Annotated in this window: 26 protein-coding genes; 8 read left to right on the top strand and 18 right to left on the bottom strand. The window is 64.3% G+C overall.

The window, feature by feature from the left end:
- Positions 1–95: 95 nt before the first annotated feature.
- From trpA to fdxA, 15 genes are all read right to left on the bottom strand, one after another.
- The gene (gene trpA / locus RMO95_RS20515; RefSeq protein ID WP_310452538.1) at positions 96–902 is read right to left on the bottom strand and encodes a tryptophan synthase subunit alpha; all 807 of its coding nucleotides are present in this window, start codon (positions 900–902) and stop codon (positions 96–98) included.
- A 13-nt stretch (positions 903–915) separates the two neighbouring features.
- Complete coding sequence (gene trpB / locus RMO95_RS20510) at positions 916–2,127, bottom strand: tryptophan synthase subunit beta (protein ID WP_310452537.1); 1,212 nt, start codon at positions 2,125–2,127, stop codon at positions 916–918.
- Positions 2,102–2,746, bottom strand: a complete 645-nt coding sequence (locus RMO95_RS20505; protein ID WP_310452536.1) for a phosphoribosylanthranilate isomerase — start codon at positions 2,744–2,746, stop codon at positions 2,102–2,104. Before RMO95_RS20505 ends, trpB begins: the two co-directional genes overlap by 26 nt.
- A 4-nt stretch (positions 2,747–2,750) precedes the next feature.
- A complete protein-coding gene (gene truA / locus RMO95_RS20500; RefSeq protein WP_310452535.1) occupies positions 2,751–3,536 on the bottom strand; it encodes a tRNA pseudouridine(38-40) synthase TruA in 786 nt (261 codons plus the stop codon).
- Positions 3,533–4,108 carry a CbiQ family ECF transporter T component gene (locus RMO95_RS20495; RefSeq protein ID WP_310452534.1) on the bottom strand — a complete coding sequence of 192 codons (576 nt, stop codon included), beginning with the start codon at positions 4,106–4,108 and terminating at the stop codon, positions 3,533–3,535. The genes truA and RMO95_RS20495 overlap by 4 nt, the downstream gene beginning before the upstream one ends.
- A gap of 46 nt (positions 4,109–4,154) precedes the next feature.
- Complete coding sequence (locus tag RMO95_RS20490) at positions 4,155–6,881, bottom strand: FimV/HubP family polar landmark protein (protein ID WP_310452533.1); 2,727 nt, start codon at positions 6,879–6,881, stop codon at positions 4,155–4,157.
- Between the two features lie 105 nt (positions 6,882–6,986).
- Positions 6,987–8,096 carry an aspartate-semialdehyde dehydrogenase gene (gene asd / locus RMO95_RS20485; protein ID WP_310452532.1) on the bottom strand — a complete coding sequence of 370 codons (1,110 nt, stop codon included), beginning with the start codon at positions 8,094–8,096 and terminating at the stop codon, positions 6,987–6,989.
- Between the two features lie 21 nt (positions 8,097–8,117).
- Positions 8,118–9,182 (bottom strand): 3-isopropylmalate dehydrogenase, encoded by a 1,065-nt coding sequence (leuB, locus tag RMO95_RS20480; RefSeq protein WP_310452531.1) that lies wholly within the window; start codon positions 9,180–9,182, stop codon positions 8,118–8,120.
- Between the two features lie 10 nt (positions 9,183–9,192).
- Positions 9,193–9,831 (bottom strand): 3-isopropylmalate dehydratase small subunit, encoded by a 639-nt coding sequence (gene leuD / locus RMO95_RS20475; RefSeq protein ID WP_310452530.1) that lies wholly within the window; start codon positions 9,829–9,831, stop codon positions 9,193–9,195.
- Complete coding sequence (locus RMO95_RS20470) at positions 9,831–9,941, bottom strand: entericidin A/B family lipoprotein (RefSeq protein WP_409574978.1); 111 nt, start codon at positions 9,939–9,941, stop codon at positions 9,831–9,833. The genes leuD and RMO95_RS20470 overlap by 1 nt, the downstream gene beginning before the upstream one ends.
- 20 nt (positions 9,942–9,961) lie before the next feature.
- Positions 9,962–11,368, bottom strand: a complete 1,407-nt coding sequence (leuC, locus tag RMO95_RS20465; RefSeq protein WP_310452528.1) for a 3-isopropylmalate dehydratase large subunit — start codon at positions 11,366–11,368, stop codon at positions 9,962–9,964.
- Positions 11,369–11,398: 30 nt separating this feature from the next.
- Complete coding sequence (locus tag RMO95_RS20460; protein ID WP_310452527.1) at positions 11,399–12,550, bottom strand: MFS transporter; 1,152 nt, start codon at positions 12,548–12,550, stop codon at positions 11,399–11,401.
- Positions 12,551–12,759: 209 nt separating this feature from the next.
- A complete protein-coding gene (locus RMO95_RS20455) occupies positions 12,760–13,005 on the bottom strand; it encodes a YdcH family protein (protein ID WP_310452526.1) in 246 nt (81 codons plus the stop codon).
- 46 nt (positions 13,006–13,051) lie between these two features.
- Entirely contained in the window at positions 13,052–14,158 is a 1,107-nt protein-coding gene (aroC, locus tag RMO95_RS20450; protein ID WP_310452525.1) for a chorismate synthase, read from the bottom strand.
- A 167-nt stretch (positions 14,159–14,325) separates the two neighbouring features.
- Complete coding sequence (gene fdxA, locus RMO95_RS20445) at positions 14,326–14,649, bottom strand: ferredoxin FdxA (protein WP_310452524.1); 324 nt, start codon at positions 14,647–14,649, stop codon at positions 14,326–14,328.
- Between the two features lie 181 nt (positions 14,650–14,830).
- On the opposite strand from fdxA, the gene trxA reads away from it, so the two are divergent.
- From trxA to RMO95_RS20425, 4 genes are all read left to right on the top strand, one after another.
- Positions 14,831–15,157 carry a thioredoxin TrxA gene (gene trxA, locus RMO95_RS20440; protein WP_310452523.1) on the top strand — a complete coding sequence of 109 codons (327 nt, stop codon included), beginning with the start codon at positions 14,831–14,833 and terminating at the stop codon, positions 15,155–15,157.
- 172 nt (positions 15,158–15,329) lie between these two features.
- Positions 15,330–16,589: a transcription termination factor Rho gene (rho, locus tag RMO95_RS20435; protein WP_310452522.1), complete on the top strand. Its 1,260-nt coding sequence runs from the start codon at positions 15,330–15,332 to the stop codon at positions 16,587–16,589.
- An 89-nt stretch (positions 16,590–16,678) separates the two neighbouring features.
- The gene (gene rpmE / locus RMO95_RS20430) at positions 16,679–16,888 is read left to right on the top strand and encodes a 50S ribosomal protein L31 (protein ID WP_310452521.1); all 210 of its coding nucleotides are present in this window, start codon (positions 16,679–16,681) and stop codon (positions 16,886–16,888) included.
- A gap of 191 nt (positions 16,889–17,079) precedes the next feature.
- On the top strand, positions 17,080–18,687 hold the full coding sequence (locus RMO95_RS20425; protein WP_310452520.1) for a glycosyltransferase family 39 protein: 1,608 nt from the start codon (positions 17,080–17,082) through the stop codon (positions 18,685–18,687).
- Between the two features lie 14 nt (positions 18,688–18,701).
- Here the strand turns inward: RMO95_RS20425 and orn are convergent, their stop codons facing one another.
- The gene (gene orn, locus RMO95_RS20420) at positions 18,702–19,247 is read right to left on the bottom strand and encodes an oligoribonuclease (RefSeq protein WP_310452519.1); all 546 of its coding nucleotides are present in this window, start codon (positions 19,245–19,247) and stop codon (positions 18,702–18,704) included.
- Between the two features lie 56 nt (positions 19,248–19,303).
- On the opposite strand from orn, the gene RMO95_RS20415 reads away from it, so the two are divergent.
- The 4 genes from RMO95_RS20415 to RMO95_RS20400 are packed head-to-tail and all read left to right on the top strand — an operon-like array spanning position 19,304 to position 22,829.
- Positions 19,304–20,581: a M48 family metallopeptidase gene (locus RMO95_RS20415; RefSeq protein ID WP_310452518.1), complete on the top strand. Its 1,278-nt coding sequence runs from the start codon at positions 19,304–19,306 to the stop codon at positions 20,579–20,581.
- A gap of 12 nt (positions 20,582–20,593) precedes the next feature.
- Complete coding sequence (locus RMO95_RS20410; protein WP_310452517.1) at positions 20,594–20,932, top strand: 4a-hydroxytetrahydrobiopterin dehydratase; 339 nt, start codon at positions 20,594–20,596, stop codon at positions 20,930–20,932.
- Positions 20,933–20,938: 6 nt separating this feature from the next.
- A complete protein-coding gene (gene rsgA, locus RMO95_RS20405; protein WP_310452516.1) occupies positions 20,939–21,829 on the top strand; it encodes a ribosome small subunit-dependent GTPase A in 891 nt (296 codons plus the stop codon).
- Positions 21,816–22,829, top strand: coding sequence for a YafY family protein (locus RMO95_RS20400; RefSeq protein ID WP_310452515.1), 1,014 nt, complete (start codon positions 21,816–21,818; stop codon positions 22,827–22,829). Before rsgA ends, RMO95_RS20400 begins: the two co-directional genes overlap by 14 nt.
- 33 nt (positions 22,830–22,862) lie before the next feature.
- Here RMO95_RS20400 and RMO95_RS20395 read toward each other — a convergent pair whose 3' ends face one another.
- Positions 22,863–23,258: a type II toxin-antitoxin system VapC family toxin gene (locus RMO95_RS20395; protein WP_310452514.1), complete on the bottom strand. Its 396-nt coding sequence runs from the start codon at positions 23,256–23,258 to the stop codon at positions 22,863–22,865.
- Positions 23,255–23,545: a FitA-like ribbon-helix-helix domain-containing protein gene (locus RMO95_RS20390; protein ID WP_310452513.1), complete on the bottom strand. Its 291-nt coding sequence runs from the start codon at positions 23,543–23,545 to the stop codon at positions 23,255–23,257. The genes RMO95_RS20395 and RMO95_RS20390 overlap by 4 nt, the downstream gene beginning before the upstream one ends.
- Positions 23,546–23,573 lie beyond the last annotated feature (28 nt).

Raw genomic sequence — 23,573 nt, 5'->3', positions numbered from 1 at the left:
CGTAGGGCCGCCCCAAGGAGGGACAGCCAATAAGCATGGAGCGCAGCGAACCATCGTCACCCCCTTCCTCGGGAAGGGGGATGGGGGGTAGGTCGTCATGAAGTTACTCCGTCCATTGCTGCGCGGATCCCGCTCAAAAATGCGGTGACCCGCTGTGGCGCAGTCATGGCATCACCGCTGTCGATTTCCTCGATGATGCGACTGCCGATCACCACGGCATCAGCCACGGCGGCAATGCGTGCGGCGGTGGCGCCATCACGTATGCCGAAGCCGACGCCGACCGGCATGCCGACCTTGTCGCGGATCAGCGGAATACGCCGCGCGACTTCGTCCAGATCGAGACTGCCGGAGCCGGTCACGCCCTTCAGCGAAACATAATAAATATAGCCGCTGCCGATCTGCGCCACTTCCCCGTAACGCTGCTCGGTGGAGGTCGGCGCCAGCAGGAAAATCGGATCGATCTGCGCCTGCTTCATCGCGGCGGCGAAGCCGGCACACTCCTCCGGCGGATAGTCGACCACCAGCACGCCATCGACGCCGGCGGCCTGCGCGTCGCGGGCAAAAGCTTCGACGCCATAGGCTTCCACCGGATTGGCGTAGCCCATCAGCACCACCGGCGTCGTCGCATTCTCCCGACGGAATTCGCCTACCAGCGCCAGCACCCGGCGCAGGCTCATGCCATGCGCCAAAGCCCGTTCGGACGCGCGCTGGATGGTCGGCCCGTCCGCCATCGGATCGGAAAACGGCACACCGAGTTCGATGATGTCGGCGCCACCCGCAACCAGCGCCCGCATCAGCGGCAGCGTCGCATCGGGATCGGGATCACCGGCGGTGATGAAGGGAATCAGGGCCTTGCGGCCTTGTGCGGCAAGCGTGGCGAATGTGGCAGGAATGCGTGACATGAATGGGACCGAATCAGAACTGGATGCCGGATTTTTCGGCGACGGTATGCATGTCCTTGTCGCCGCGACCGGAAAGATTGACCAGCAGCAGCTTATCCGCGGCCAGGGTCGGCGCGAGCTTCGCCGCATAGGCCAGGGCGTGGCTGGATTCGAGGGCGGGAATGATGCCTTCGAAATGACACAGGTCATGAAAGGCCTGCAGCGCCTCGGCATCGGTGATGGTGACGTACTCGGCGCGGCCGGAGTCCTTGAGCCAGGCATGCTCGGGGCCGACGCCGGGGTAATCGAGGCCGGCCGATATCGAATGGGTCTCGATCACCTGCCCGTTTTCGTCCTGCAGCAGATAGGTGCGGTTGCCATGCAGCACTCCCGAACGGCCGGCGGTGAGCGAGGCGGCGTGCTGGCCCGATGCGAGACCATGACCAGCCGCTTCGACCCCGATCAGTTTCACGCCGGCATCCGGGATATAGGAATAGAAAATGCCCATTGCATTGGAGCCGCCGCCGACGCAGGCGATCACCGCGTCCGGCTGGCGGCCGGAAAGCTCGGGCATCTGCGTCTTGCATTCCTCGCCGATCACCGCCTGGAAGTCGCGCACCATCATCGGATAGGGGTGGGGGCCGGCGACCGTGCCGATGATGTAGAAGGTGTTGCCGATGTTGGTCACCCAGTCGCGCATGGCCTCGTTCAAGGCATCCTTGAGCGTCTTCGAGCCCGATTCGACCGGAACTACGGTGGCGCCCAGAAGTTTCATGCGATAGACGTTGGCGGCCTGGCGCTTGACGTCCTCGGAGCCCATGTAGACCACGCATTCCATGCCGTAGCGGGCAGCCACCGTGGCGGTGGCGACGCCGTGCTGGCCGGCGCCGGTTTCGGCGATCACCCGTGGCTTCCCCATGCGGCGTGCCAGCAGGGCCTGGCCGATGCAGTTGTTGATCTTGTGCGCGCCGGTGTGATTCAGGTCTTCGCGCTTGAGATAAATCTGCGCCCCGCCGAGCAATCCCGACCAGCGCTTGGCGTGGTAAATCGGGCTCGGCCGCCCGACATAGTGCTTGAGGTCATATTCGTACTCGGCGCGAAACGCCGGATCCGCCTGGGCGGCGGCATAGGCTTCGCGCAATTCGGTCAGGGCCGGCATCAGCGTCTCGGCGACGAAAACGCCGCCGTAAGGACCGAAGTGGCCGCTCGCATCGGGCAAGTTATAGGGAAGGTCCTGCATCTGCATCTCGCACTCCGGCAATGAATTCGGTGATCTTCTGCGCATCCTTGATGCCGCGGGCGCTCTCGACGCCGCTGCTGACATCCACCGCCCACGGCCGCACGGCGCGCACCGCCTCGACAATGTTGCCCGGATGCAGCCCCCCGGACAGAATGACCGGCAGCGGCAACGACTGCGGAATCAGGGACCAGTCGAAGCTTTTGCCGCCGCCGCCATAGCCTTCGACATGGGCATCCAGCAACAGGCCCGATATCCCGGGAGCCCCGGCAAATGCGGACGCGTATTCTAGCAAATCGAATCCGGGCTTTACCCTCGCGGCCTTGATCCAAGGCCGGCCGAAAGCGGCGCAGAAGGCCGCGTCTTCATCGCCGTGAAACTGCAGCAGGTCGAGCGGCACCTGCGCCAGTATCGCGCCTACGGCTTCCGCCGACTCATTCACGAACAACCCGACCCGGGCAACGAAGGCCGGCACCTGCGCCACGAGTTGTGCCGCCCGCTGCGGCGTCACATAACGCGGGCTGGGCGCGTAGAAGACGAAACCCAGCGCATCGGCGCCCGCCGCCACGGCCGTGGCAAGGTCTTCCTCGCGGGTGATGCCGCAGATCTTGATTCGCGTGCGTTTCATGGATTCAGAGCAGGATCAGCGCCGTGTCGCCAGCACCAACTTTCAGTTGCCAGACCGGATCATAATCGACGCCCGCAAAGTAGAGGCCGCAAGCTTCGAAAGTCGGCGCCGCGCGGGCGCGATCGCGCCCGGCCAGCAGTTCGCCCAGCCACGCCGGCGGATGCGCGCCCTTGCCGACATAGACCAGCGCGCCGACCAGGTTGCGTACCATGTGATGCAGGAAGGCACTGGCCTCGAAGTCGAATACCAACAGGTCGCCGTGACGTGCGACATCAGCGCGGCGCAGGATCTTGACCGGCGACTTGGCCTGGCACTCGACCGCGCGGAAGGCCGAGAAGTCGTGTTCGCCCAGGAGCAAACTCGCGGCGCTGGCCATGGCCTGCGCATCCAGCGGACGATGGAACCAGCCGACGCGCCGGGCCATGAGGCCGGGCCGTTCGGCACGGTTGAGCAGCAGGTAGCGGTAGCGCCGGCCTCGCGCCGAAAATCTGGCGTGGAACTCGTCGCCTACCGGCTGCGCCCAGCGCACGGCAACGCTGGCCGGCAGATGGGCATTGACGCCGCGCACCCACGCCGTAAGCGGACGCACGGCTTCGCTATCGAAATGCACCACCTGCGCCAGGGCATGGACTCCGGCGTCGGTGCGTCCGGCACAGACGACCCGCGTCGGGCTGTCGGCAACAATGGAAAGTGCCGCCTCGACCACATCTTGTACTGCACCCCCGCCCGCCTGCGACTGCCAGCCGCAAAAACCGGAACCCTCGTATTCGAGTCCGAGCGCAATTCTCACGTCAGCCACGCGCCCAGCAGCAGGGTCCCGGCCAGAACGCCGAGACAGGCGTCCGCCGCACCAAAAGCTGCCGTGGGAAGGGACAGCGTGGCGGCAATGCCGCCCTGCCTGTCATCCGGCTGCCGAGCCGCCTCCACTTCTTCGAGAGTCAGCGCAAGGCGCACCGCAATCCGGTCACGGGAGATGCCCAGGAGCGCCAGGGGCGCCAGCAGCGAACGCATGCCGGCGACCAGTTGGTTGGGGGCCAGGGTTTTCAACAGCAAGGCCACGGTGCACAGTGCGATGAGCAGACGGGCAAGGCTCTCGGCAGCCAGCAGCAGCCCTTCCTGGCTCGCCCCGTGGATCTCCGGCAACGGTGTCCCCGGCGTCAGCCAGCCGAACATGACCAGCATGGTGAGCATCAGCCAGCGGCTGCGTCGCAGCAGCAAACTCAAATGCGAAGTGGCGACTGTCAGTGCCGCCAGGGCGAGTGCCAGGCAGGCCAGAAACAGCGGCATTCCAGCGCGCGAGGAGGCGGCCACAAGTACGGCCAGGCCCAGCAGGAGCAAGCTGGCGGAATCGGGGCGCTTCATTGGAACAGCATCTCCCGACGCACAGGCGCCGGGAGAGCAGGGTCGCTCAGGCGAGACTGTCAAGTTTGGCGCGCGCCGCCTTCTGCTGCGCCGGACTGCCCTCTGCCAGGGCTTCCTGGAACAGTTCGCGGGCACCGTCCTTGTCGCCCATTTCCTCATAGGCCGCCGCCAGTTCCAGCTTGGTGGCGACTTCCGGATTGTCGGGCATATCGGCTACGGCCGCGGCTGCGGCAGGCTCGGGCGCCGTGCCGGCAGGCGTATCCAGCTCCAGGCTGATGTCCCCAAGATTGAACTCGGCGGGCGCCGGCGCCGGTGTCGGAACATCGATCGACATCTCGGGCAAGGGAGTTGGCGCGGCAGGTTCCGACGTCCCCAGGTCGAAGTCGAAATCGATGCTGCCGGAATCGGTCGCCGCGGCGACAGGCGCTACGGGGGCTGCGACCGGCGCGGGTGTCTCCGCGGCCATGGGGAAATCAAGCCCCGACGCAGGCGCGGGTGCCTCCTTGGTCGGCATGTCGAAACTGATATCGAGTATGACTTCCTCGCTCTTGACCTCCGCCTTGGCGGCGGGTGCGGGAGCAGGCGCGGCCGCGGACGCACCCAGATCCAGATCGAAATCCAATCCGGCGGACTCGGTCTTGATTTCGGCAGCCGGGATAACGGCTCTCGTCGTATCACTGGTTCCGATATCCAGATCGAAATCCAGGGCTACAGGCGCGGCCGGGGCAGGAGCAGGCTCTGCGGCAGCGGCGGGCTGCGCTTCGGCCGTAACCAACCCGGGCTGGATGATCATCGTCGCGTTCATGTCCGGCCCGGCGGCAGGAATCGGCGCGGCCGCCTGAACGCCTGAGGAACCGGAGGCGTAAAGCGAACATCCGGGATCGAGGGCAGCGCCCATGGCGGCCACCTTGTCCCAGACCTCACCGGTGCCGCCGGTCAGGGCATGCATGTCGCGGGCGACCAGCTCGAACTGGCCGGCGTTCTTGCGCGCCGCATAGATGTCGAGCAGCTTCAAGTGAATCGCCTGGCGCTGAGGATCCGTCTTCAGGGCTTCAAGAAGGATTTCCTCGGCCTGGGCGTCGCGCCCGAAAGCGAGGAAGGTATCGGCCTCGACCACCGGATCGACGGTCTCGTGGTTTGCAGCCATGCCCATTCCGGTCGTGCTGAACTGGCTGGTCTCCTGTTCGCTCGGGGGCGGTGCTACGCTGGTCGTGCTGAACACCGAGTGCGCCGAAAGATCAGTTTCGGCAATCGGCGCATTGGAAATCGCCGCTCCGCGCTTCTTGCGGTAGGCCGTAATCCCCAGCCATGCAAACAGCAGGGCCAGCACCGCGCCGCCACCAAACACCAGTGGCGCGTTCTCCTCGATGAAGTCGGGCTCGGGCTCAGGCGGGGGTGGCGGAACAGCCTTCTTCTTCGGTGGAGGCGGCTTGGGCGCCTCGGCTGGTTTCGCGGCTTCAGCCGGTTTGGCTGCGGCATCGGCAACCTGGACTGCGTCGGCCGGCTTCGGAGCTACCGCGGGCTTGGCGACTTCGACCGGCTTGGGTGGCTCTGCTGCCTTGGGTGCTGCGGCAGGCTGCGTTGCCTGAGCGGCCTTCTGCAGGTCGGCACCCGCCTGACTCTTGATCTCGGCGAGCTTTTTCAGGTCGCTGAGATTCTTTTCCAGTTCGGCAATGCGGCCGCCGGCTTCCTTGAGCGCCCTGTCGCGGGACACCAGGTCCTCCTCAAGCGCGGCAATCCGCCCCTGCAAGGGCTTGTCCCCGGCACCGCGCGCCGCTTCCGTGCGCGATACCTGCAGCTTGTCCTTGCCCGTTGCCAACGGCAGCTTGTCTTCGACCTTGGGCGAGATCCTGCCGCTCACTGCCTGCTTGGCGCCCTGGTCGCCGGCCGGTTCGGAAGCTGCCGCAGCTGCGGCCAGACGCCGTCGATAAGTATTGAAATCTGCCGCTTGGGCGACAACTTCCCGACGCGCTTCGCCGGCGGAAACCTGGCTTGCGGTCTCGGCGTCGGGTATCGAAAGTATCTTGCCGGCCTTCAGGCGGTTCATGTTGCCGGCAATAAAGGCATCACTGTTGTTGCGGAACAACGCAACCAGCATCTGATCGAGGCTGACGCCCTCCGGCAGGGTCTGCGCCGCGATCTTGCCCAGCGTGTCGCCCGGAACCACCTCGCGCGAACTGGCAGCGACAGCTTTCGCCGCCGGCTTTTCTGCCGGCCGCATGGGTGCAGGCGGACGGCTCTCGATCACCGGACGGGTTTCCGCGGGTACTGCCGCCGCCGATCTTTCGACCGGTTGTGTCGCCGCCGGCCCGGTTCGGACTTCGGGTGCCGCAATTGGCGCCGGTGTCGTCTTCGCGGCCAGATCCGGTGGATCGAGGAGGAAGGTGTATTCGCGCACCAGGCGTCCCGAGGCCCAACTCAATTCGACCAGCATGTCGATGAAGGGCTCGTTGAGCGGACGATCGGTCGTTATTTCAAGGTAGCGGCGGCCGCCACGCTCCTTGATGTCGCGGGAAAATCGCAGCGTTGCCAAGGCCGGCGAGTAATCGATCCCGGCCTGACGAAAGGCTTCCACCGCAGCCAACCTGGCAACCAGCGAAGACGCTTCATCGCGGGAAGCGGAAACTTCGAGTTCCGCCTTGAGTGGCTGCCCCAATGCCGAAAGCACGGTGATCTTTCCCAGCCCGGCAGCATGTGTGACCAGAGGCAGAACGGCAATCGCCGCCGCAAGCACGGTGGCCTTGAATGGATTTCGCTTGGCAGTATTGGGCACTGTGACTCCCGACGGGCTTTTTATCATGTTATCAAAATAACATCAGGATGTTAGCGATGCAAGCTCAACCTTCCCATTACATTCCAGTCGCAACAGCACTTGGCATCAATGCAACAGGATGCGCAGCATGCGCCGCAAAGGCTCGGCCGCGCCCCACAACAACTGGTCGCCGACCGTAAAGGCCGACAGATACTGCGGTCCCATGCTGAGTTTGCGCAGGCGTCCGACAGGGACGCCGAGGGTTCCCGTTACCGCCGTCGGCGTCAATTCCTTCAGGGTGATCTCGCGTTCGTTAGGCACGACCCTGACCCAGTCGTTATGCGCCGCCAGTATGTCATTGACCTCGTCCAGCGGCACGTCCCGGGTGAGCTTGATGGTCATCGCCTGGGAGTGGCAGCGCATCGCACCGATGCGCACGCAGAGGCCGTCGACCGGAATCGGTGAGGCGGAGCGGCCCAGGATCTTGTTGGTCTCGGCCTGCCCCTTCCATTCCTCGCGGCTCTGACCATTGCCAAGGTCCTTGTCGATCCATGGAATCAGCGAACCCGCCAGGGGCACGCCGAAGTTGGCCGTGGGGAAACCGTCGTCGCGCAGAATGCCGGCGACCTCGCGATCGATATCGAGAATCGCCGAAGCCGGATCGTCGAGCAGGTTCTTCACCACGCGATGCGTTTCGCCCATCTGCGCCAGCAGTTCGCGCATGTTCTGCGCACCCGCACCGGAGGCCGCCTGGTAGGTCATCGAGGTCATCCATTCCACCAGCCCCGCCTTGAACAGGCCGCCCAAGGCCATCAGCATCAGGCTCACGGTGCAGTTGCCGCCGATCCAGTTGCGTCCGCCTTTGGCCAGGCTGTCCTTGATCACGTCCATATTCACCGGATCGAGGATGATCACCGTGTCGTCCATCATGCGCAGGCTGGACGCCGCATCGATCCAGTGACCCTGCCAGCCGGCTGCACGCAGCTTCGGGAAGACCTCGGTGGTGTAGTCGCCGCCCTGGCAGCTGATGATGATGTCAAGCCGCCGAAGTTCGTCGATGTCCTTTGCGTCCTTGAGCGGCGGCGCTCCCTTGGCGAACGCGGGCGCCTTGCCGCCGGGATTCGAGGTCGTGAAGAATACCGGCTCGATATGGGCGAAGTCATCCTCCTCCCGCATACGCTGCATCAGCACCGAACCCACCATGCCCCGCCAACCCACCAGACCTACACGCTTCATGATTAATCTTTCAGTATCGAATTACAGTGCGGCGAGTACGGCATCACCCATTTCCCGGGTGCCGACCTTTTTCATTCCCGCCTCAAAAATGTCGCCGGTCCTGAGGCCCTGTGCAAGGACTTTCTTCACGGCATCCTCGATGCGCAGGGCGGCGGCCTCGTTGGCAAAAGTGTAACGCAGCATCATGGCCGCGGAAAGGATGGTCGCCAGCGGATTGGCCACACCCTTGCCGGCGATATCCGGCGCAGAGCCGTGTGAAGGCTCGTACAGCCCCTTGTTGTTGGCATCCAGCGAGGCCGACGGCAGCATGCCGATCGAGCCCGTCAGCATCGAAGCCTCGTCCGACAGTATGTCGCCGAACATGTTGCCGGTGACCATGACGTCGAACTGCTTGGGATTCTTCACCAACTGCATCGCCGCGTTGTCGACCAGCATGTGCGACAGTTCGACATCCGGATATTCCCGGCCGGTCTCGATGGCCACGTCGCGCCACAGCTGGGTGCATTCGAGCACGTTCATCTTGTCCACGGAGCAGACCTTCCTGTTGCGCTTCCTCGCCGCTTCGAAGGCCACCTTCAGGATGCGCCGGATCTCGCTCTCGGTGTAATGCATGGTGTTGAAGCCGAAGCGCTGCATTTTTCCATCCACGTTGCGCGTCTCTATGCCGCGCGGCTGGCCGAAATAGATATCGCCCGTCAGTTCGCGCACGATCAGGATATCCAGCCCGGCCACCACTTCCGGCTTGAGGGTGGACGCGTTGGCCAGTTCCGGATAGAGGATCGCCGGACGCAGATTGGCGAACAGCCCGAGCTGCTTGCGGATGCCCAGCAAGCCCCGCTCCGGCCTCTGCTCGCGCGGATTGTTGTCCCATTGCGGGCCGCCGACGGCGCCGAGCAGCACGGCATCGGCTGCCTGCGCCAGCTTCTGGGTTGCCACCGGATAGGGATCGCCGGTGGCATCCACCGCGCAACCTCCGAGCAAGGCCTCTTCCATTTCGATGCCAAGATCGAGCGCACGCAGAACCCTTACGGCTTCTGCAACGATTTCAGGGCCGATGCCGTCCCCGGGCAGAACACATATCTTCATTGAATTTCTTTCAGGCAAACAACCAGGGTTGCTCGACGCGGCGACGCGCCTCGAACTCGCGAATTTTTTCTGCGTGGCGCAAGGTCAGGCCGATGTCGTCCCAGCCGTTGAGCAGGCATTCCTTGCGGAAGGCATCGACCTCGAACGGGATCGCGTGGCCGTCCGGACGCACCACCCGTTGCGCGGACAGGTCGATGGTCAGGCGATAGCCCGGCGTATGTTCGGTCAAGCCGAACAGGGCATCCACTTCCGTCTTGGGCAGGACGATCGGCAGCAGGCCGTTCTTGAAGCAGTTGTTGAAGAATATGTCGGCGAAGGATTCGCCGACGATGGCGCGAAAACCGAAGTCCTGCAGCGCCCAGGGTGCGTGTTCGCGCGACGAGCCGCAACCGAAATTGCTGCGCGCGAGCAGGATCGAGGCGCCCTGATAGCGCGCCTGGTTGAGCACGAAATTGGGGTTCCTGGCCCGCTTCGCGCAATCCTGGCCCGGTTCGCCGTGATCCAGATAGCGCCACTCGTCGAAGGCATTCGGGCCGAAACCGGAACGCTTGATCGACTTGAGGAACTGCTTCGGAATGATCGCGTCGGTATCGACGTTGGCGCGGTCCAGCGGCGCCACGAGGCCATCGAGCGTGATGAACTTTTCCATCACTTGGTCGACTTCTGGATGGCTTCGCCGCCCTTCTTGAGATCCTTGCCGATGCCTTCCACGGTATTGCAGGCCGACAGGGCAAGCATCAGGATCGAAGCGATAAGCATGCGGGACATAAATTTCCTCCTCAAGACAATTCACGAACATCGGCAAAGCGGCCGGCAATCGCGGCCGCCGCTGCCATCGCCGGGCTGACCAGGTGGGTGCGGCCGCCGGCGCCCTGCCGGCCTTCGAAATTGCGGTTCGAGGTCGAGGCGCAGCGTTCGCCGGGATTCAGGCGATCGTCGTTCATCGCCAGGCACATGGAACAACCCGGCTGGCGCCACTCGAAGCCGGCGGCGATGAAGATCTTGTCGAGTCCCTCGGCCTCGGCCTGCTCCTTGATCAGGCCGGAGCCAGGCACCACCAGCGCCAGCTTGACATTGGCAGCCACTCGCCGCCCCCTGGCCACCGCGGCAGCCGCGCGCAAGTCCTCGATGCGGGAATTGGTGCAGGAGCCGATGAAGACCTTGTCGATCGCAATCTGGTCGATGCGCATGCGCGGCGTGAGACCCATGTACTGCAGCGCGCGCGCCACGCCTTCGCTCTTGACCGGATCCTTGAAGTCCTCGGGTGCCGGCACCACGCCATCTATCCCGGTGACCATTTCCGGAGAAGTGCCCCAGGTCACCTGCGGCACGATCTGGCGCGCATCCATGTCGATCACGGTATCGAAGCGGGCATCCGCATCGGAGACCAGCGTGCGCCAGTAAGCCACTGCCTTGTCCCAGTCGGCGCCCTTGGGCGCAAAATTGCGGCCCTTGAGATAGGCGATGGTGGTCTCGTCGGCCGCCACGAAGCCGACCCGGGCGCCTGCCTCGATGGCCATGTTGCATATCGTCATGCGGCCTTCCATCGACAGCGCGCGAATGGCCGAACCGCCGAACTCGATGGCGTAGCCGTTGCCGCCCGCGGTGCCGATGCGGCCGATCAGCGCCAGCACCAGATCCTTCGCCGTGACGCCAGCGCCAACTTTGCCTTCGATCCTGACCAGCATGGTCTTCGACTTCTTCTGCAGCAGGCACTGGGTCGCCAGCACATGCTCGACTTCGGAGGTGCCGATACCGTGCGCCAGGCAGGCGAAGGCGCCGTGCGTCGAGGTATGCGAATCGCCGCAGACCACGGTCATACCGGGCAGGGTCGCGCCGTTTTCCGGGCCGACGACATGGACGATGCCCTGACGCCTGTCCTTGAACGGGAAATAGGCCAGGGCACCCGTTTCGCGGATGTTGGCGTCGAGGGTTTCCACCTGCTGGCGCGAAATCGGGTCGAGGATGCCGCGCTCCCAATGCGAGGTCGGCGTGTTGTGGTCGGCCGTGGCGACGATCGAGGAAATGCGCCAGACCTTGCGTCCGGCGAGTTTCAGGCCTTCGAAGGCCTGCGGACTGGTGACTTCATGCACCAGATGACGATCGATGTAGAGCAGCGCCGTGCCGTCCTCTTCGACATGCACGACGTGGCTGTCCCAAAGTTTCTCGTAAAGCGTTTTTGACATGATTTGCATAGTGTCCGCGCGGGTCTTGGATTATCGCACAGGCGCGCCCGCCGAATCAGCCGGAACGCCGCGCCAGACCATGGCCAGGCCGAGCAGAGCGAGCAGCGACGCGGCGCTGAAGGTGATCGCGGCACCGGCGCTTTCCCACAGGGCGCCGGCCAGCAAGGCGCCGCCGAGACCCCCGGCGCCATAGGCCACGCTGCCGTACAAGGCCTGTGCCCGCGCCTGCTGGCTGGCGACGAACCAGCGATTGAGCGCCGCCATGGTCGCCGCGTGGTGTGCGCCGAAACTGGCGCCGTGCAGCAACTGCGCGAACACCAGCAGGCCGATGAATTCAACGGTCCAGCCGATCAGCAGGAAACGCAGCACCGCCAGGGCAAAGCAGGCCAGCAGGATCTGGCGCAGCGAGACCCGCCTGGAAATGCGCGGCATGAACAGGAAGACGAAGATCTCGGCCACCACGCCCAGGGTCCACAGCAGCCCGACCAGGGTCTTGCCGTAGCCCTGCGCCACCAGATGGATCGAATAGAAGACGTAAAGCGCACCATGCGCCGCACTCATCAACAAGCCCGCGCCGAGCAGGAACACCACCTTGCGCTGACGCAGGACGACGAGGATCGAACCCGCAGCCTGCCCCGCGCGCGCAGGTACTTCGGTCAGCGTCAGCGCGCTGACCAGGGTCCCCAGCAGCAGGACCCAACTGACCCAGAGCTGCGAACTGATGGGTGCCGCATCGAGCAGCAGGCCGACGCCCATCACGGTGACGATAAAACCGACCGAGCCCCATAGCCGGATGCGGCCGTAGCGTTCCGGAGCGGCCGCCAGATGGCCCAGGGTCAGCGCTTCGACCAGCGGCAGCGATGCGCTCCAGAAGAAATGCAGGATCGCCATGCCGATCAGCAGACCGACGAAATCCTGCGTCAGGAACACCACCGAGAAACTCGCCAGCGAGGCCGCCGCCGAGGCGACGACGATGCGCACGCGCCGGCCTCCGCTGTCGGCCAGCCAGCTCCACAACAAGGGCGCCAGAAGCCGCATGAACTGGCCGAGCGACATCAGGATTGCAATGCGCCCCGCGGAGAGACCTATCGATTGCAGATAGAGCGCGAAGTACGGCAGGAAAGCGCCTATGAAGGCGAAGTACCAGAAGTACCACGCAGACAGACGAGTGCTTTGCTCCATGACGATTGCCGCCGACCGCTAGCGGCGGCTCTGCCTACGCAACGTTCCCCTCAGAGCTTGTGAAGAAATCGTAGCGAGCGGACCGCAGCGGGGTGCGGCCGGAGCGCAGCTACCGGAATGTACGTTTTTGTACATGAGGATAGCCGGGGTTGCCAAATGAGCCGCCCAAGCCCCGATCCGGTACGCGCAGTAGATTTATTCACAAGCTCTCAGGCCTTGTGCGCCTGCAGCAAGGCGTAAAGCTCGTCCTTGAGTTTCAGGCGCAGCTTCTTCATGTCTTCGAGCAAGGGATCGGCAACGGGGGCATCCTTGATCTCCAGCTCCTCGATTTGTGCAGTCAGCCCGTTGTACTCGTCGAGCAGCTTGCCGAAATGATGGTCGCCCAGCTTCAGGGCCTGGATGGTCGCGGCGTACTCGGGAAACTCGTGGTGCAGATCGTGGTGCTCGACGTTCATTGCTGGTCCAATTCTGGGCGGTTCACTATTCTCACTACTGTGTCGATCATTTTACCGGCGCTCGTGCGGGAATTCGCGGCGTGGGACATTCGACATCGGCGCATTGGGCGCGATGATGCAGCGCGGCGTCGGTCAGCACCAGGGCCAGCATGGCCTCGGCAATCGGCGTCGCGCGTATGCCGACGCAGGGATCGTGCCGACCGTGGGTCTCGATCATGGCCGGCTCCCCGGCGAGATTGATGGTACGGCGCGGCAAGCGAATGCTCGATGTCGGTTTGACCGCCATCCTGACCACCACATCCTGCCCGCTCGTGATGCCGCCCAGGATGCCTCCGGCGTTATTGCTCAGGAAACCCTCCGGAGTCAGTTCGTCGCCGTGTTCGCTGCCTTTTTGCGTCACCGACTTGAATCCCGCGCCGATCTCGACGCCCTTGACGGCGTTGATGCCCATCATGGCGTAGGCGATATCGGCATCCAGGCGGTCATACACCGGGTCGCCCCAGCCGACCGGCACGCCGCGTGCGATTACGGTGACTTCGGCACCGACCGAATCGCCCGATTTGCGCAGGGCGTCCATGTAGTCCTCAAGTTGCGGCACGATGGCCGCATTCGGCGCGAAGAACGGGTTGGTGTCGATTGCCGCCTCGTCCTGCCAGGGGATTTCGATACTCCCCAGTTGGCTCATCCAGCCACGCACCGTGACCCCATAGCGCTGCAGCAGCCACTTTCTGGCGATCGCTCCGGCAGCGACGCGCACGGCAGTTTCACGCGCCGAGGCACGGCCGCTGCCGCGATGATCGCGAATTCCGTATTTCTGCCAATAGGTGTAGTCGGCGTGGCCGGGACGGAACATTTCCGCGATATTGCCGTAGTCCTTGCTGCGCTGGTCCTCGTTGCGGATCAGGAGGCCGATCGGCGTGCCCGTGGTACGGCCCTCGTACACACCGGAGAGGATCTCGACCGTGTCGGATTCGCGCCGCTGGGTAACGTGGCGCGAGGTTCCGGGCTTGCGCCGATCCAACTCGTGCTGGATATCGGCGGCGGAGATATCCAGGCCGGGCGGACAACCGTCAACCACACAGCCGATCGCGGGACCGTGGGATTCACCGAAGGAGGTGACGCAGAACAGTGAACCGAAAGTATTGCCGGACATGGATGCGAATTGGATCGGGGAAGGAAGCCGGAAGTAACGCAAAGCTTACCATGGCGGCCGCACGGACAATTGGACGCCGACGTTGAACGCCGACGTTGAACGCCGGCGCTGCGGCGGCGCCGGACCGCGCTGGTGCAATCAGGCCATGCCGCGCCCGATGGACCGTTTCAGCGCTCGAGTTCTCCCAGCTTGCCCTTCTTCGCCGCCCACTCGTCGGCATCGACCGGCGGTTCCTTGCGCTCGATGATGACCGGCCAGGTTTTGGCCAATTCCGCATTCAGCGCGATGAAATGCTCCTGTCCTGCGGGAACGTCATCTTCGGCAAAGATCGCTTCGACCGGACATTCGGCCACGCAAAGGGTGCAGTCGATGCACTCTTCGGGATCGATCGCCAGAAAGTTCGGTCCCTCATGAAAACAATCCACGGGGCAGACATCCACGCAATCGGTATATTTGCACTTGATGCATGCTTCGGTGACGACGTAGGTCATGATTACGCTCCAGAATTGGCGAACAATGTACCATTGCTGCGCGGCCTTGGTGCGGGCCGGAGTCGCCAGGGTGGAAATTTTTTGCTAGGATTCGGCCATGCCAGCGAGCGCTTCGCGGCAATTCATCGCGACACCCGGCCGCAGACGCGCCCACCGGAACGCAAACATCCCCGAGGAATTCATGAGCGAACACATTCACCACGTCACCGACAGCACTTTCAAAGCCGAAGTGCTCGACTCCGCGATACCGACCCTGGTCGACTTCTGGGCCGAATGGTGCGGCCCCTGCAAGATGATCGCCCCGATACTCGACGAAGTGGCCAAGGATTATTCCGGCAAGCTGCGTGTGGCCAAACTGAACATCGACGACAATCCCAAGGTTCCCGGCGAGTTCGGCATCCGCGGCATCCCGACCCTGCTCCTGTTCAAGGGCGGCACCGTCGAGGCGCAAAAAGTCGGCGCCCTGTCGAAATCCCAACTTACCGCATTCATTGACAGCAATCTCTGATCCCGTTACATTGGCGCCCGGAGTCTGATTCCGGGCCGCCGACCAGCAAGACAGGCGCCCACGCCCTGAGGGCGCCGATTCGATTCCCCTCCTGATCGAATTCTTTCCTGAATTCATCCCCTACACCACTCTGTTCCGGCGCATTCCGCCGGAATCTCCTCGCAGGCAGTCCATGCACCTATCCGAGCTCAAAGCCCATCATGTCAGCCAATTGCTGGAGATGGCGGCCGCCAACAACATCGAGAATGCCAACCGGCTGCGCAAGCAGGAGCTGATCTATGCCCTGCTGAAGAATCAGGCCAAGAAGGGCGAAACCATCTTCGGCGACGGCGTCCTCGAAATCCTGCCCGACGGCTTCGGCTTCCTGCGCGCGCCCGAGGAGTCCTACCTCGCCAGCACCGACGACATCTACATCAGTCCGAGCCAGGTGCGCCGCTTCAACCTGCATTCGGGCGACACCATCGAAGGCGAGATCCGCACCCCCAAGGAAGGCGAACGCTATTTCGCCCTGGTCAAGGTGGACCGCGTCAATGGCGAATCGCCGGAGGCCGCAAAACACAAGATTCTGTTCGAGAACCTGACGCCGCTGCATCCGACCACGCATATGCTGCTGGAGCGCGACATCCGCAGCGAGGAAAACATCACCAGCCGCGTCATCGACATGATCGCGCCGATCGGCAAGGGACAGCGCGGCCTCATCGTATCGCCGCCCAAGGCCGGCAAGACCGTGCTGATGCAGCACGTTGCCCACGCCATCACCACCAACCATCCCGACGTCACGCTGATCGTGCTGCTGATCGACGAGCGGCCCGAAGAAGTGACGGAAATGATGCGCACGGTCAAGGGCGAAGTCGTCGCCTCGACCTTCGATGAACCGGCCACGCGCCACGTCCAGGTCGCCGAAATGGTCATCGAAAAGGCCAAGCGCCTGGTCGAGCACAAACGCGACGTGGTTATCCTGCTCGACTCCATCACCCGTCTCGCCCGCGCCTACAACACGGTGCAGCCCGCTTCGGGCAAGGTACTGACCGGCGGTGTGGACGCCAATGCCCTGCAAAAGCCCAAGCGCTTCTTCGGCGCCGCCCGTAACGTCGAGGAAGGCGGCTCGCTGACCATCATCGCCACGGCCCTGATCGAAACCGGCTCACGCATGGATGACGTGATTTACGAAGAATTCAAGGGCACCGGCAACATGGAAATCCACCTCGACCGCAAGATGGCCGAGAAGCGCGTCTATCCGGCGATCAACGTCAATCGTTCGGGCACCCGCCGCGAGGAACTCTTGCTGGTACCGGCCGTGCTGCAGAAAATGTGGGTCCTGAGGAAGCTGCTGTACAACATGGACGACATGGAAGCCATGGAATTCCTGCTCGACAAGGTCAAGGCGACCAAGAACAATGGCGAGTTCTTCGACGCCATGCGCCAGCGCTGATTGCGCACAGCCCAAAATTAGCGGATAATGCCGCGTTCTGTCGGTTCGCCAAATCCACGAACCGCGCCTGCACCCGAAAGGACCATGAAATGAAAAGCGGCATCCACCCGAATTACGCTGAAATCGAAGTCACCTGCAGCTGCGGCAACAAGTTCAGCACCCGTTCCACCAGCGGCAAACCGCTGCACATCGAAGTCTGTTCCGCCTGCCATCCGTTCTATACCGGCAAGCAGAAGATCGTCGACACCGCCGGACGTGTCGAGCGTTTCCGCCAGAAATACAGCAAGAAGGCCGCCTGATCCTGCATCAGACCTGCCTACTGGCCAAAAGGCAGCCTGCGGGCTGCCTTTTTTATGTCCCGGTCCTCCGGGACCGAGACGGTATCCTAGTGATATGTCCGGCCCTCCGGGCCGGGACGGTATCCTCGCGATATGTTCCCGCCCTCCGGGCGAGAACGGTATCCCCGGATTCGCACTGGTAAGCTCGCAACGTGCCCGACCTGACCGACCGCAACCATAGCCCCGCGCCCATTCTGGCGCGCTACGGCACGCTGTTGCTGTGCGCCGTCTGGCTGCTCGCGGGGAGCGTCGGCCATGACCCGTGGAAGACCGACGACGCCCTGCATCTCGGGGTCGCCTTCGGCATGGCCGGCGGCGACTGGCTGGTGCCGCGCATCGCCGGCGATCCCTGGCTGACCACACCGCCCCTGTATCACTGGGTGGCGGCCCTGTGCGGCAAGCTGCTGGGCTGGCTGCTGCCCTGGCACGATGCGGCGCGCCTGGCCTCGGTCCTGTTCGGCGCCGCCACTCTGGCGATACTTTCGCGTGTGGCCGGCTTGCTGCTCGGCACCAGCGCCGCGGTCGCCGCGCCCTTGCTGGCGATCGGCACGGTCGGCCTGCTGGTGCCGCTGCACGACGCCCAACCCGCCATCGCGGCAATCACCGGATTCGCCGTCGCGCTCTGGGGACTCGCGCTCTGGCGCGCACAGCCCCTGCGCGGCGGACTGATTTTCGGCGCCGGCATCGGCGTCGGCTTCCTCGGCGCCGGCATCGACAGCGTCGTCATCGAGCTGGCGACCGGGCTGCTGCTGATGCTGCACCCGGACTGGCGAACCCGGCGCAGCTGGCTCGCCGGGCTGGCGGCGGCAGCCGTCGCGCTTGCGCTGATGCTGCCCTGGCCCTTCCTGCTCTGGCAGCAGTCGCCTGCCTTGTTCGACATCTGGTGGACCGCCGAGGAGGCCAGCCTGACATTGCGCCCCGGCTTCAGTCGCGATCATCTCGAGCTGCTGGCCTGGGCCGCCTGGCCCTCATGGCCCCTGGCGCTGTGGGCCTTGTGGCTGGAGCGCAGGCATCTGCTCGAGGCGCAAACCGCCTTGCCGCTGGCCGCCACCCTGATCGCCCTGCTGGCGTTTTTTACCGACGCGCCGCGGCCGACGGCGCTGATGTCGGCGCTGCTGCCGCTGACCCTGCTCGCCGCGACCAGCGCCGGCCGCCTGCGGCGTGGCGCGGCCAACGCCTTCGACTGGTTCGGCATGATGACCTTTACGCTGGTCGCGGCGCTGATCTGGCTGGGCGGCATTTCCATGCTGACCGGGGAACCGGCGCGGGTGGCCAAGAATTTCACCAAGCCCGCCCCCGGCTTCATCGCCGAGGCCTCGCCGCTGATCATCGTGCTGGCGATTGCAGTCAGCGTCGCCTGGATCGCCGTGATGCTGCGCACGCCGCGCTCGCCGTGGCGCGCGGCGGCACGCTGGAGCGTGGGGCTGACCACCGTCTGGGTGCTGCTGATGCTGCTGATGCTGCCGTGGATCGACTACGGCAAGAGTTACCGTAGCGTCAGCGCCAACTTTCGCCAGATCCTGGGCAGCCATCCCGGCTGCATCGCGCGGCGCGGTCTGGGCCTGGCGCAGCGCGCCTCGCTCGACTATTTCGACGGCATCCGCACCGTCGGCGGCAGCCGGGCCAAAGACTGCCGCTACCTGATCATGCAGACCGCGCCCGGCACCGAAAGAGACCTGCCCGACTGGACGCTGGTCCGCGAAACCTCCCGCCCCGGCGACAAGGGCGAACGCCTGAGGCTCTACCGCCGCGCCGAATGAGCGTCCTGCGCCCCTTACACTTTCAGGAAATGCTCGCGGTAGTACTTGAGTTCCTCGATCGATTCGAGGATGTCCGCCAGCGCCTCGTGCTTGCCGTGCTTCTTGAGGCCCTTCGCGATTTCCGGCTTCCAGCGCTTGCACAATTCCTTGAGCGTCGACACATCGAGATTCCGGTAGTGGAACCAGTCCTCGAGTTTCGGCATGTAGCGCGCCATGAAGCGCCGGTCCTGGCAAATCGAATTGCCGCACATCGGCGTCGCCAGCCGCGGCACATGACGCCGCATGAACTCCAGCGCCTGCACTTCGACCTCGGCTTCGCCGAGAATGGAATCCTTGACCCGCTGGATCAGGCCGGAGCGGCCATGGGTGTTGGTGTTCCACTCGTCCATGGCACCGAGCACCGCGTCGGTCTGATGCACCACCCAGGTCGGCGCCTCGGCCACGATGTCGAGATTCGAGTTGGTGACGACCAGCGCCAGCTCTATGATGCGATCGCTGTCGGGGTTGAGGCCGGTCATTTCCATGTCCAGCCAGACGAGCGCGTTCTGATCCTGTGCCATAATTTTCCAATGCCTGTTTCTGTGTCGGCGCATTTTCGCACAGCGGGCCACTGCCCATGACCCCATATCACTTCACGCTGGTCTTTCTCGCCGCCCTCGCCCTGTCGACGGCCCTGCGCCTCTGGCTCGACATCCGCCACCTGCGCCATGTCCGCGCGCATCGCGATCGTGTGCCGGACAACTTCGCCGATCGCATCGACCTCGCCGATCACCGCAAGGCCGCCGACTACACGGTGGCCAAGGTGCGCCTCGGCCTGCTGGAAATCGCCGTCGATGCCATCGTGCTGCTGGCGCTGACCCTCGGCGGCGGTCTCGGCCTGCTCGACCAGGCCATGCGCGCCTGGCTCGGCAGCGGCTACCTGCACGGCCTGGCCCTGTTCGCCTGCGTCAGCCTGCTCGGCTTCGTCATCGGCCTGCCGGCCAGCCTCTACCGCACCTTCCGCATCGAGGCGCGCTTCGGCTTCAACAAGCTGACCTGGCCGCTGTGGTTCGCCGACCTGGCCAAGGGCGCCGTGCTCACCGTGCTGATCAGCGGCCCGCTGCTGTTCGCCGTGCTGTGGCTGATGGACGTCATGGGCAGCTACTGGTGGCTGTATGTCTGGCTGGTCTGGCTCGCCACCAACCTGCTGGTGCTGTTCCTCTACCCGACCGTGATCGCGCCGCTGTTCAACAAATTCACGCCGCTCGAAGACGTCTCGCTGAAAGCCCGCATCGAAGCCCTGCTGACGCGCTGCGGCTTCGCCTCCTCGGGCCTCTTCGTGATGGACGGCTCGAAGCGCTCGGCGCACGGCAACGCCTATTTCACCGGCTTCGGCCGCGCCAAGCGCATCGTGTTCTTCGACACGCTGCTGGACAAACTCAGCCCCGAGGAAATAGAGGCGGTGCTGGCGCATGAACTGGGACATTTCAAACATCGCCACGTCATAAAGCGCATCGCGCTGTCCAGCGTGCTGAGCCTGGCCTTTCTCTGGCTGCTCGGCCAGCTCATCGACCAGCCGTGGTTCTTCGCCGGCCTGGGAGTTGGTGCTGACGGTACGGCGTCATCAATGGGTACGGCGATTGGCCTGCTGCTGTTCTCCATGGTCCTGCCGGTGTTCCTCTTTCCGCTGGCGCCGCTGACCTCCGGCCTGTCGCGCAAGCACGAATACGAGGCCGACGCCTACGCCGCCAAACAGACCGCCGCCGCCGACCTGATCAGCGCCCTGGTCAAGCTCTATCGCGACAACGCCGCGACCCTGACGCCCGACCCGCTGCACTCGCTGTTCCACGATTCCCACCCACCGGCCAGCCAGCGCATTGCGCGGCTGCAAACACCCAGTCCCTCCGGGACATAAAAGGAGCCAGCCATGAACCAAGTCTGCGATCTGTCCAAGGGCAAATGCAAGCCCTGCGAAGGCGGCGTGCCGCCGCTCACCGACGACGAAGCCGCGCAACTGCTGGCGACGCTGCCGGGCTGGCAGCGCGAGGGCGCCGTCATCAGCAAGACCTACAAGTTCAAGAACTACTACGAGACCATGGCCTTCGTGAACGCCACGGCCTGGATCTCGCACCGCGAGGACCACCACCCCGATGTCGCCGTCGGCTGGGGCCAGTGCACGGTCAGCTACACCACGCACGCGATCGGCGGCTTGAGCGAAAACGACTTCATCTGCGCGGCCAAGATCGATGCGCTGCTCAGCCTGTAACGCGCGTTGAGCGGCGCGAAGAACAGGCACGGCACCATCGTCGCCGCCTTCGGCCGGCACTACGAAATCGAGTTGGCCGACGGCACACTCGCCACCGGTTATCCGCGCGGCAAGAAAAGCCCCTTCGCCGTCGGCGACGAAGTCGAACTCACGCCCGACGGCCAGATCACCGGTCACGCCGTGCGCCGCAGCCTGCTCTACCGCAGCGACCTCTACCGCCAGAAACTGATCGCCGCCAACGCCACGCAATTGCTGCTGGTGGTCGCCACCGATCCTTCCTTCTCCGACATGCTGCTCTCCCGCGCGCTGGTCGCCGCCGAGCACGAAGGCCTCAGCACCACCATCGTCCTCAACAAGAGCGACCTGACCGCCGCCCTCCCAAGCGCACGCAAGCTGCTGGCGCCCTTCGTCGCACTCGGCTGCCGCGTCGTCGAACTCTCGGCCAAGCTCGACGCCTCGCCGCTCTTGCCGCTGCTGGTCGGCGAAAGCTCGGTGCTGGTGGGGCAATCGGGCATGGGCAAATCGACCCTGACCAACGCCCTGGTGCCCGGCGCCGCGGCCCCCACGCGCGAACTATCGACCGCGCTCGACAGCGGCAAGCACACCACCACCTACGCCCGCCTCTACAAGCTGCCCAACGACACCTGCCCGGGCGGCACCCTGATCGACAGCCCTGGCCTGCAGGAATTCGGCCTCAAGCACCTCACCGCCCAAGAGATCGAATTCGGCTTCGCCGAGTTCCGCCCCTTCCTCGGCCAGTGCCGCTTCCGCGATTGCCAGCACGACGCTGAGCCCGGCTGCGCAATCAAGCAGGCCGTCGCCGCCGGCGTGATTCACCCGCGCCGCCTCGACCACTTCCATCAGTTCATTTCGGAAAGCCGCCATGGATCGCACTGAGCGCTTCTACAAGATCGACCAGATGATCCACGACCGCAAGCTGGTGCCCTTCGTCGATCTCATGGCGGCGCTGGAAGTCTCGCGCGCCACGCTCAAGCGCGACCTTGAATACATGCGCAACCGGCTCAACGCGCCGATCGTCTGGGACCGGGACGGGGGAACTGGCGGCGGCTACCGCTTCGACTCGCCGCATGCCGAAGCCGGCGCCCAGTACGAACTGCCCGGCCTCTGGTTCAACTCGGGCGAAGTCCATGCGCTGTTGACCATGCAGCACCTGCTCACCGACCTCGATCCCGGCGGCATCCTCACCCCGCACATCCAGCCGCTGATCGCGCGCTTGAACAGCCTGCTCGGCACGGCAGAGAACACCGCCGAGGAAATCCGCCGCCGCGTGCTGATCGTGGGCCTGGGCAAACGCGAGCTCAAGCTCGCCCATTTCGAGAAGGTCGGCGCCGCACTCCTTCGCAGGAAGCGTCTGGCCATCACCTATTTCGCCCGCGGCAGCGGCCAGACCACCGAGCGCGAAGTCTCGCCGCAGCGCCTGGTGTATTACCGCGAAAACTGGTACCTCGACGCCTGGTGCCACCTGCGCAACGACATCCGCAACTTCGCCCTCGATTCCATCCGCGAAGCCGATGTCATCGAAAAGAAGGCGCGCGAGGTCTCGCATCGCAGCCTCGACGAAGTGCTCGGCCCCGGCTACGGCATCTTCTCCGGGCGCAAGCTGCAGCACGCCAGACTGCGCTTCACCCCCAAGCGTGCGCGCTGGGTGGCGCAGGAAACCTGGCACCCGAAACAGAAGGGCCAGTACGAAGCCGACGGTTCCTGGCTGCTCGAATTCCCCTACGCCGACCACCGCGAACTGATCATGGACATCCTCAAGTTCGGCGCCGACGTCGAGGTGTTGGCGCCGGCCGACCTGCGGCAGAGAGTCGCCGACGAGGCGGCGAGGATGACGCAGATGTATGCCGCGGCGCCGAAACCAAACCGGAAAAACTGACTGAATGCGCGCGCCGGGAACGCGCCCATCGAATCAAACGGCGGCAAGCGCAACCGCGATTCCGGGAAACGCCCTTAGCAGCTTGGCATCCATGGTCACGAGCTTCGTGCCCAGCGTCCGGGCTAGCGCAACGAACTCGCAGTCATAGGCGGAGCAATCGCTTTCACGTACCAGCTCCAGAACGCCGAGTGAGTCCACCTCATATTCGGCACCGGCCAGCAGGTTCTCCGCCTCGCGCTGGATGCTATGCACCTGTTTGAAGCTCAGGCTTCCCCTTCGCAGGTAGCCGGCAAGGATATTGCGGAATTCGCTGCGCCACAGAACCGGCGCCGCCCAGGCCGAGTCCCTTTCCAGCAATGATTCGGCGGCCGGGGTGTATTCACCTGGCAGGTACAGATAGGCCACCACGTTCGTATCTACTACGATCATGGGCGACCTTGCCGCTTCGTGGCATCGATGTCCTTGGCCTTGAACTTCGTTGCGCTCAGGCTCGCCCGCAACTCGCGGGCACGGGCCAGTCGTTCGCCGGTGGCGATCCGCGTCGGTGCAAGCACGGCCTCCAGGCACACGATCGCCTCGCTGTTCAGGCTGCGCCGATGCATCTCTGCAGCAAGCTTCAGGCGATCATAGACATCGTCGGGAATATTCTTCAGGGTCAGCGTAGTCGGCATGGAAACCTCACACCAGAATGGAACCGTAATGGTTTCATTGTACACTCACCGCCACGTGATTCCAATCCCCCGC

It is taken from the genome of Sulfuritalea sp. (genome assembly GCF_031426875.1).
Lineage (GTDB): Bacteria > Pseudomonadota > Gammaproteobacteria > Burkholderiales > Rhodocyclaceae > Sulfuritalea.
Note: the sequence above shows the minus strand (reverse complement) of the source record. Positions and strands in the feature narration are given on the sequence as shown.

Excerpts from the sequence above, each read along its gene's own strand:
- trpB (WP_310452537.1), bottom strand. The coding sequence starts at position 2,127 with ATGCAGATGCAGGACCTTCCCTATAACTTGCCCGATGCGAGCGGCCAC.
- aroC (WP_310452525.1), bottom strand. The coding sequence starts at position 14,158 with ATGTCCGGCAATACTTTCGGTTCACTGTTCTGCGTCACCTCCTTCGGT.
- leuB (WP_310452531.1), bottom strand. The coding sequence starts at position 9,182 with ATGAAGATATGTGTTCTGCCCGGGGACGGCATCGGCCCTGAAATCGTT.
- RMO95_RS20415 (WP_310452518.1), top strand. The coding sequence starts at position 19,304 with ATGACCCCATATCACTTCACGCTGGTCTTTCTCGCCGCCCTCGCCCTG.
- RMO95_RS20400 (WP_310452515.1), top strand. The coding sequence starts at position 21,816 with ATGGATCGCACTGAGCGCTTCTACAAGATCGACCAGATGATCCACGAC.
- RMO95_RS20395 (WP_310452514.1), bottom strand. The coding sequence starts at position 23,258 with ATGATCGTAGTAGATACGAACGTGGTGGCCTATCTGTACCTGCCAGGT.
- RMO95_RS20410 (WP_310452517.1), top strand. The coding sequence starts at position 20,594 with ATGAACCAAGTCTGCGATCTGTCCAAGGGCAAATGCAAGCCCTGCGAA.
- rpmE (WP_310452521.1), top strand. The coding sequence starts at position 16,679 with ATGAAAAGCGGCATCCACCCGAATTACGCTGAAATCGAAGTCACCTGC.
- RMO95_RS20455 (WP_310452526.1), bottom strand. The coding sequence starts at position 13,005 with ATGAACGTCGAGCACCACGATCTGCACCACGAGTTTCCCGAGTACGCC.
- RMO95_RS20495 (WP_310452534.1), bottom strand. The coding sequence starts at position 4,108 with ATGAAGCGCCCCGATTCCGCCAGCTTGCTCCTGCTGGGCCTGGCCGTA.
- fdxA (WP_310452524.1), bottom strand. The coding sequence starts at position 14,649 with ATGACCTACGTCGTCACCGAAGCATGCATCAAGTGCAAATATACCGAT.
- RMO95_RS20460 (WP_310452527.1), bottom strand. The coding sequence starts at position 12,550 with ATGGAGCAAAGCACTCGTCTGTCTGCGTGGTACTTCTGGTACTTCGCC.
- leuD (WP_310452530.1), bottom strand. The coding sequence starts at position 9,831 with ATGGAAAAGTTCATCACGCTCGATGGCCTCGTGGCGCCGCTGGACCGC.
- rho (WP_310452522.1), top strand. The coding sequence starts at position 15,330 with ATGCACCTATCCGAGCTCAAAGCCCATCATGTCAGCCAATTGCTGGAG.
- asd (WP_310452532.1), bottom strand. The coding sequence starts at position 8,096 with ATGAAGCGTGTAGGTCTGGTGGGTTGGCGGGGCATGGTGGGTTCGGTG.
- leuC (WP_310452528.1), bottom strand. The coding sequence starts at position 11,368 with ATGTCAAAAACGCTTTACGAGAAACTTTGGGACAGCCACGTCGTGCAT.
- RMO95_RS20505 (WP_310452536.1), bottom strand. The coding sequence starts at position 2,746 with ATGAAACGCACGCGAATCAAGATCTGCGGCATCACCCGCGAGGAAGAC.
- trxA (WP_310452523.1), top strand. The coding sequence starts at position 14,831 with ATGAGCGAACACATTCACCACGTCACCGACAGCACTTTCAAAGCCGAA.
- RMO95_RS20470 (WP_409574978.1), bottom strand. The coding sequence starts at position 9,941 with ATGCTTATCGCTTCGATCCTGATGCTTGCCCTGTCGGCCTGCAATACC.
- orn (WP_310452519.1), bottom strand. The coding sequence starts at position 19,247 with ATGGCACAGGATCAGAACGCGCTCGTCTGGCTGGACATGGAAATGACC.
- trpA (WP_310452538.1), bottom strand. The coding sequence starts at position 902 with ATGTCACGCATTCCTGCCACATTCGCCACGCTTGCCGCACAAGGCCGC.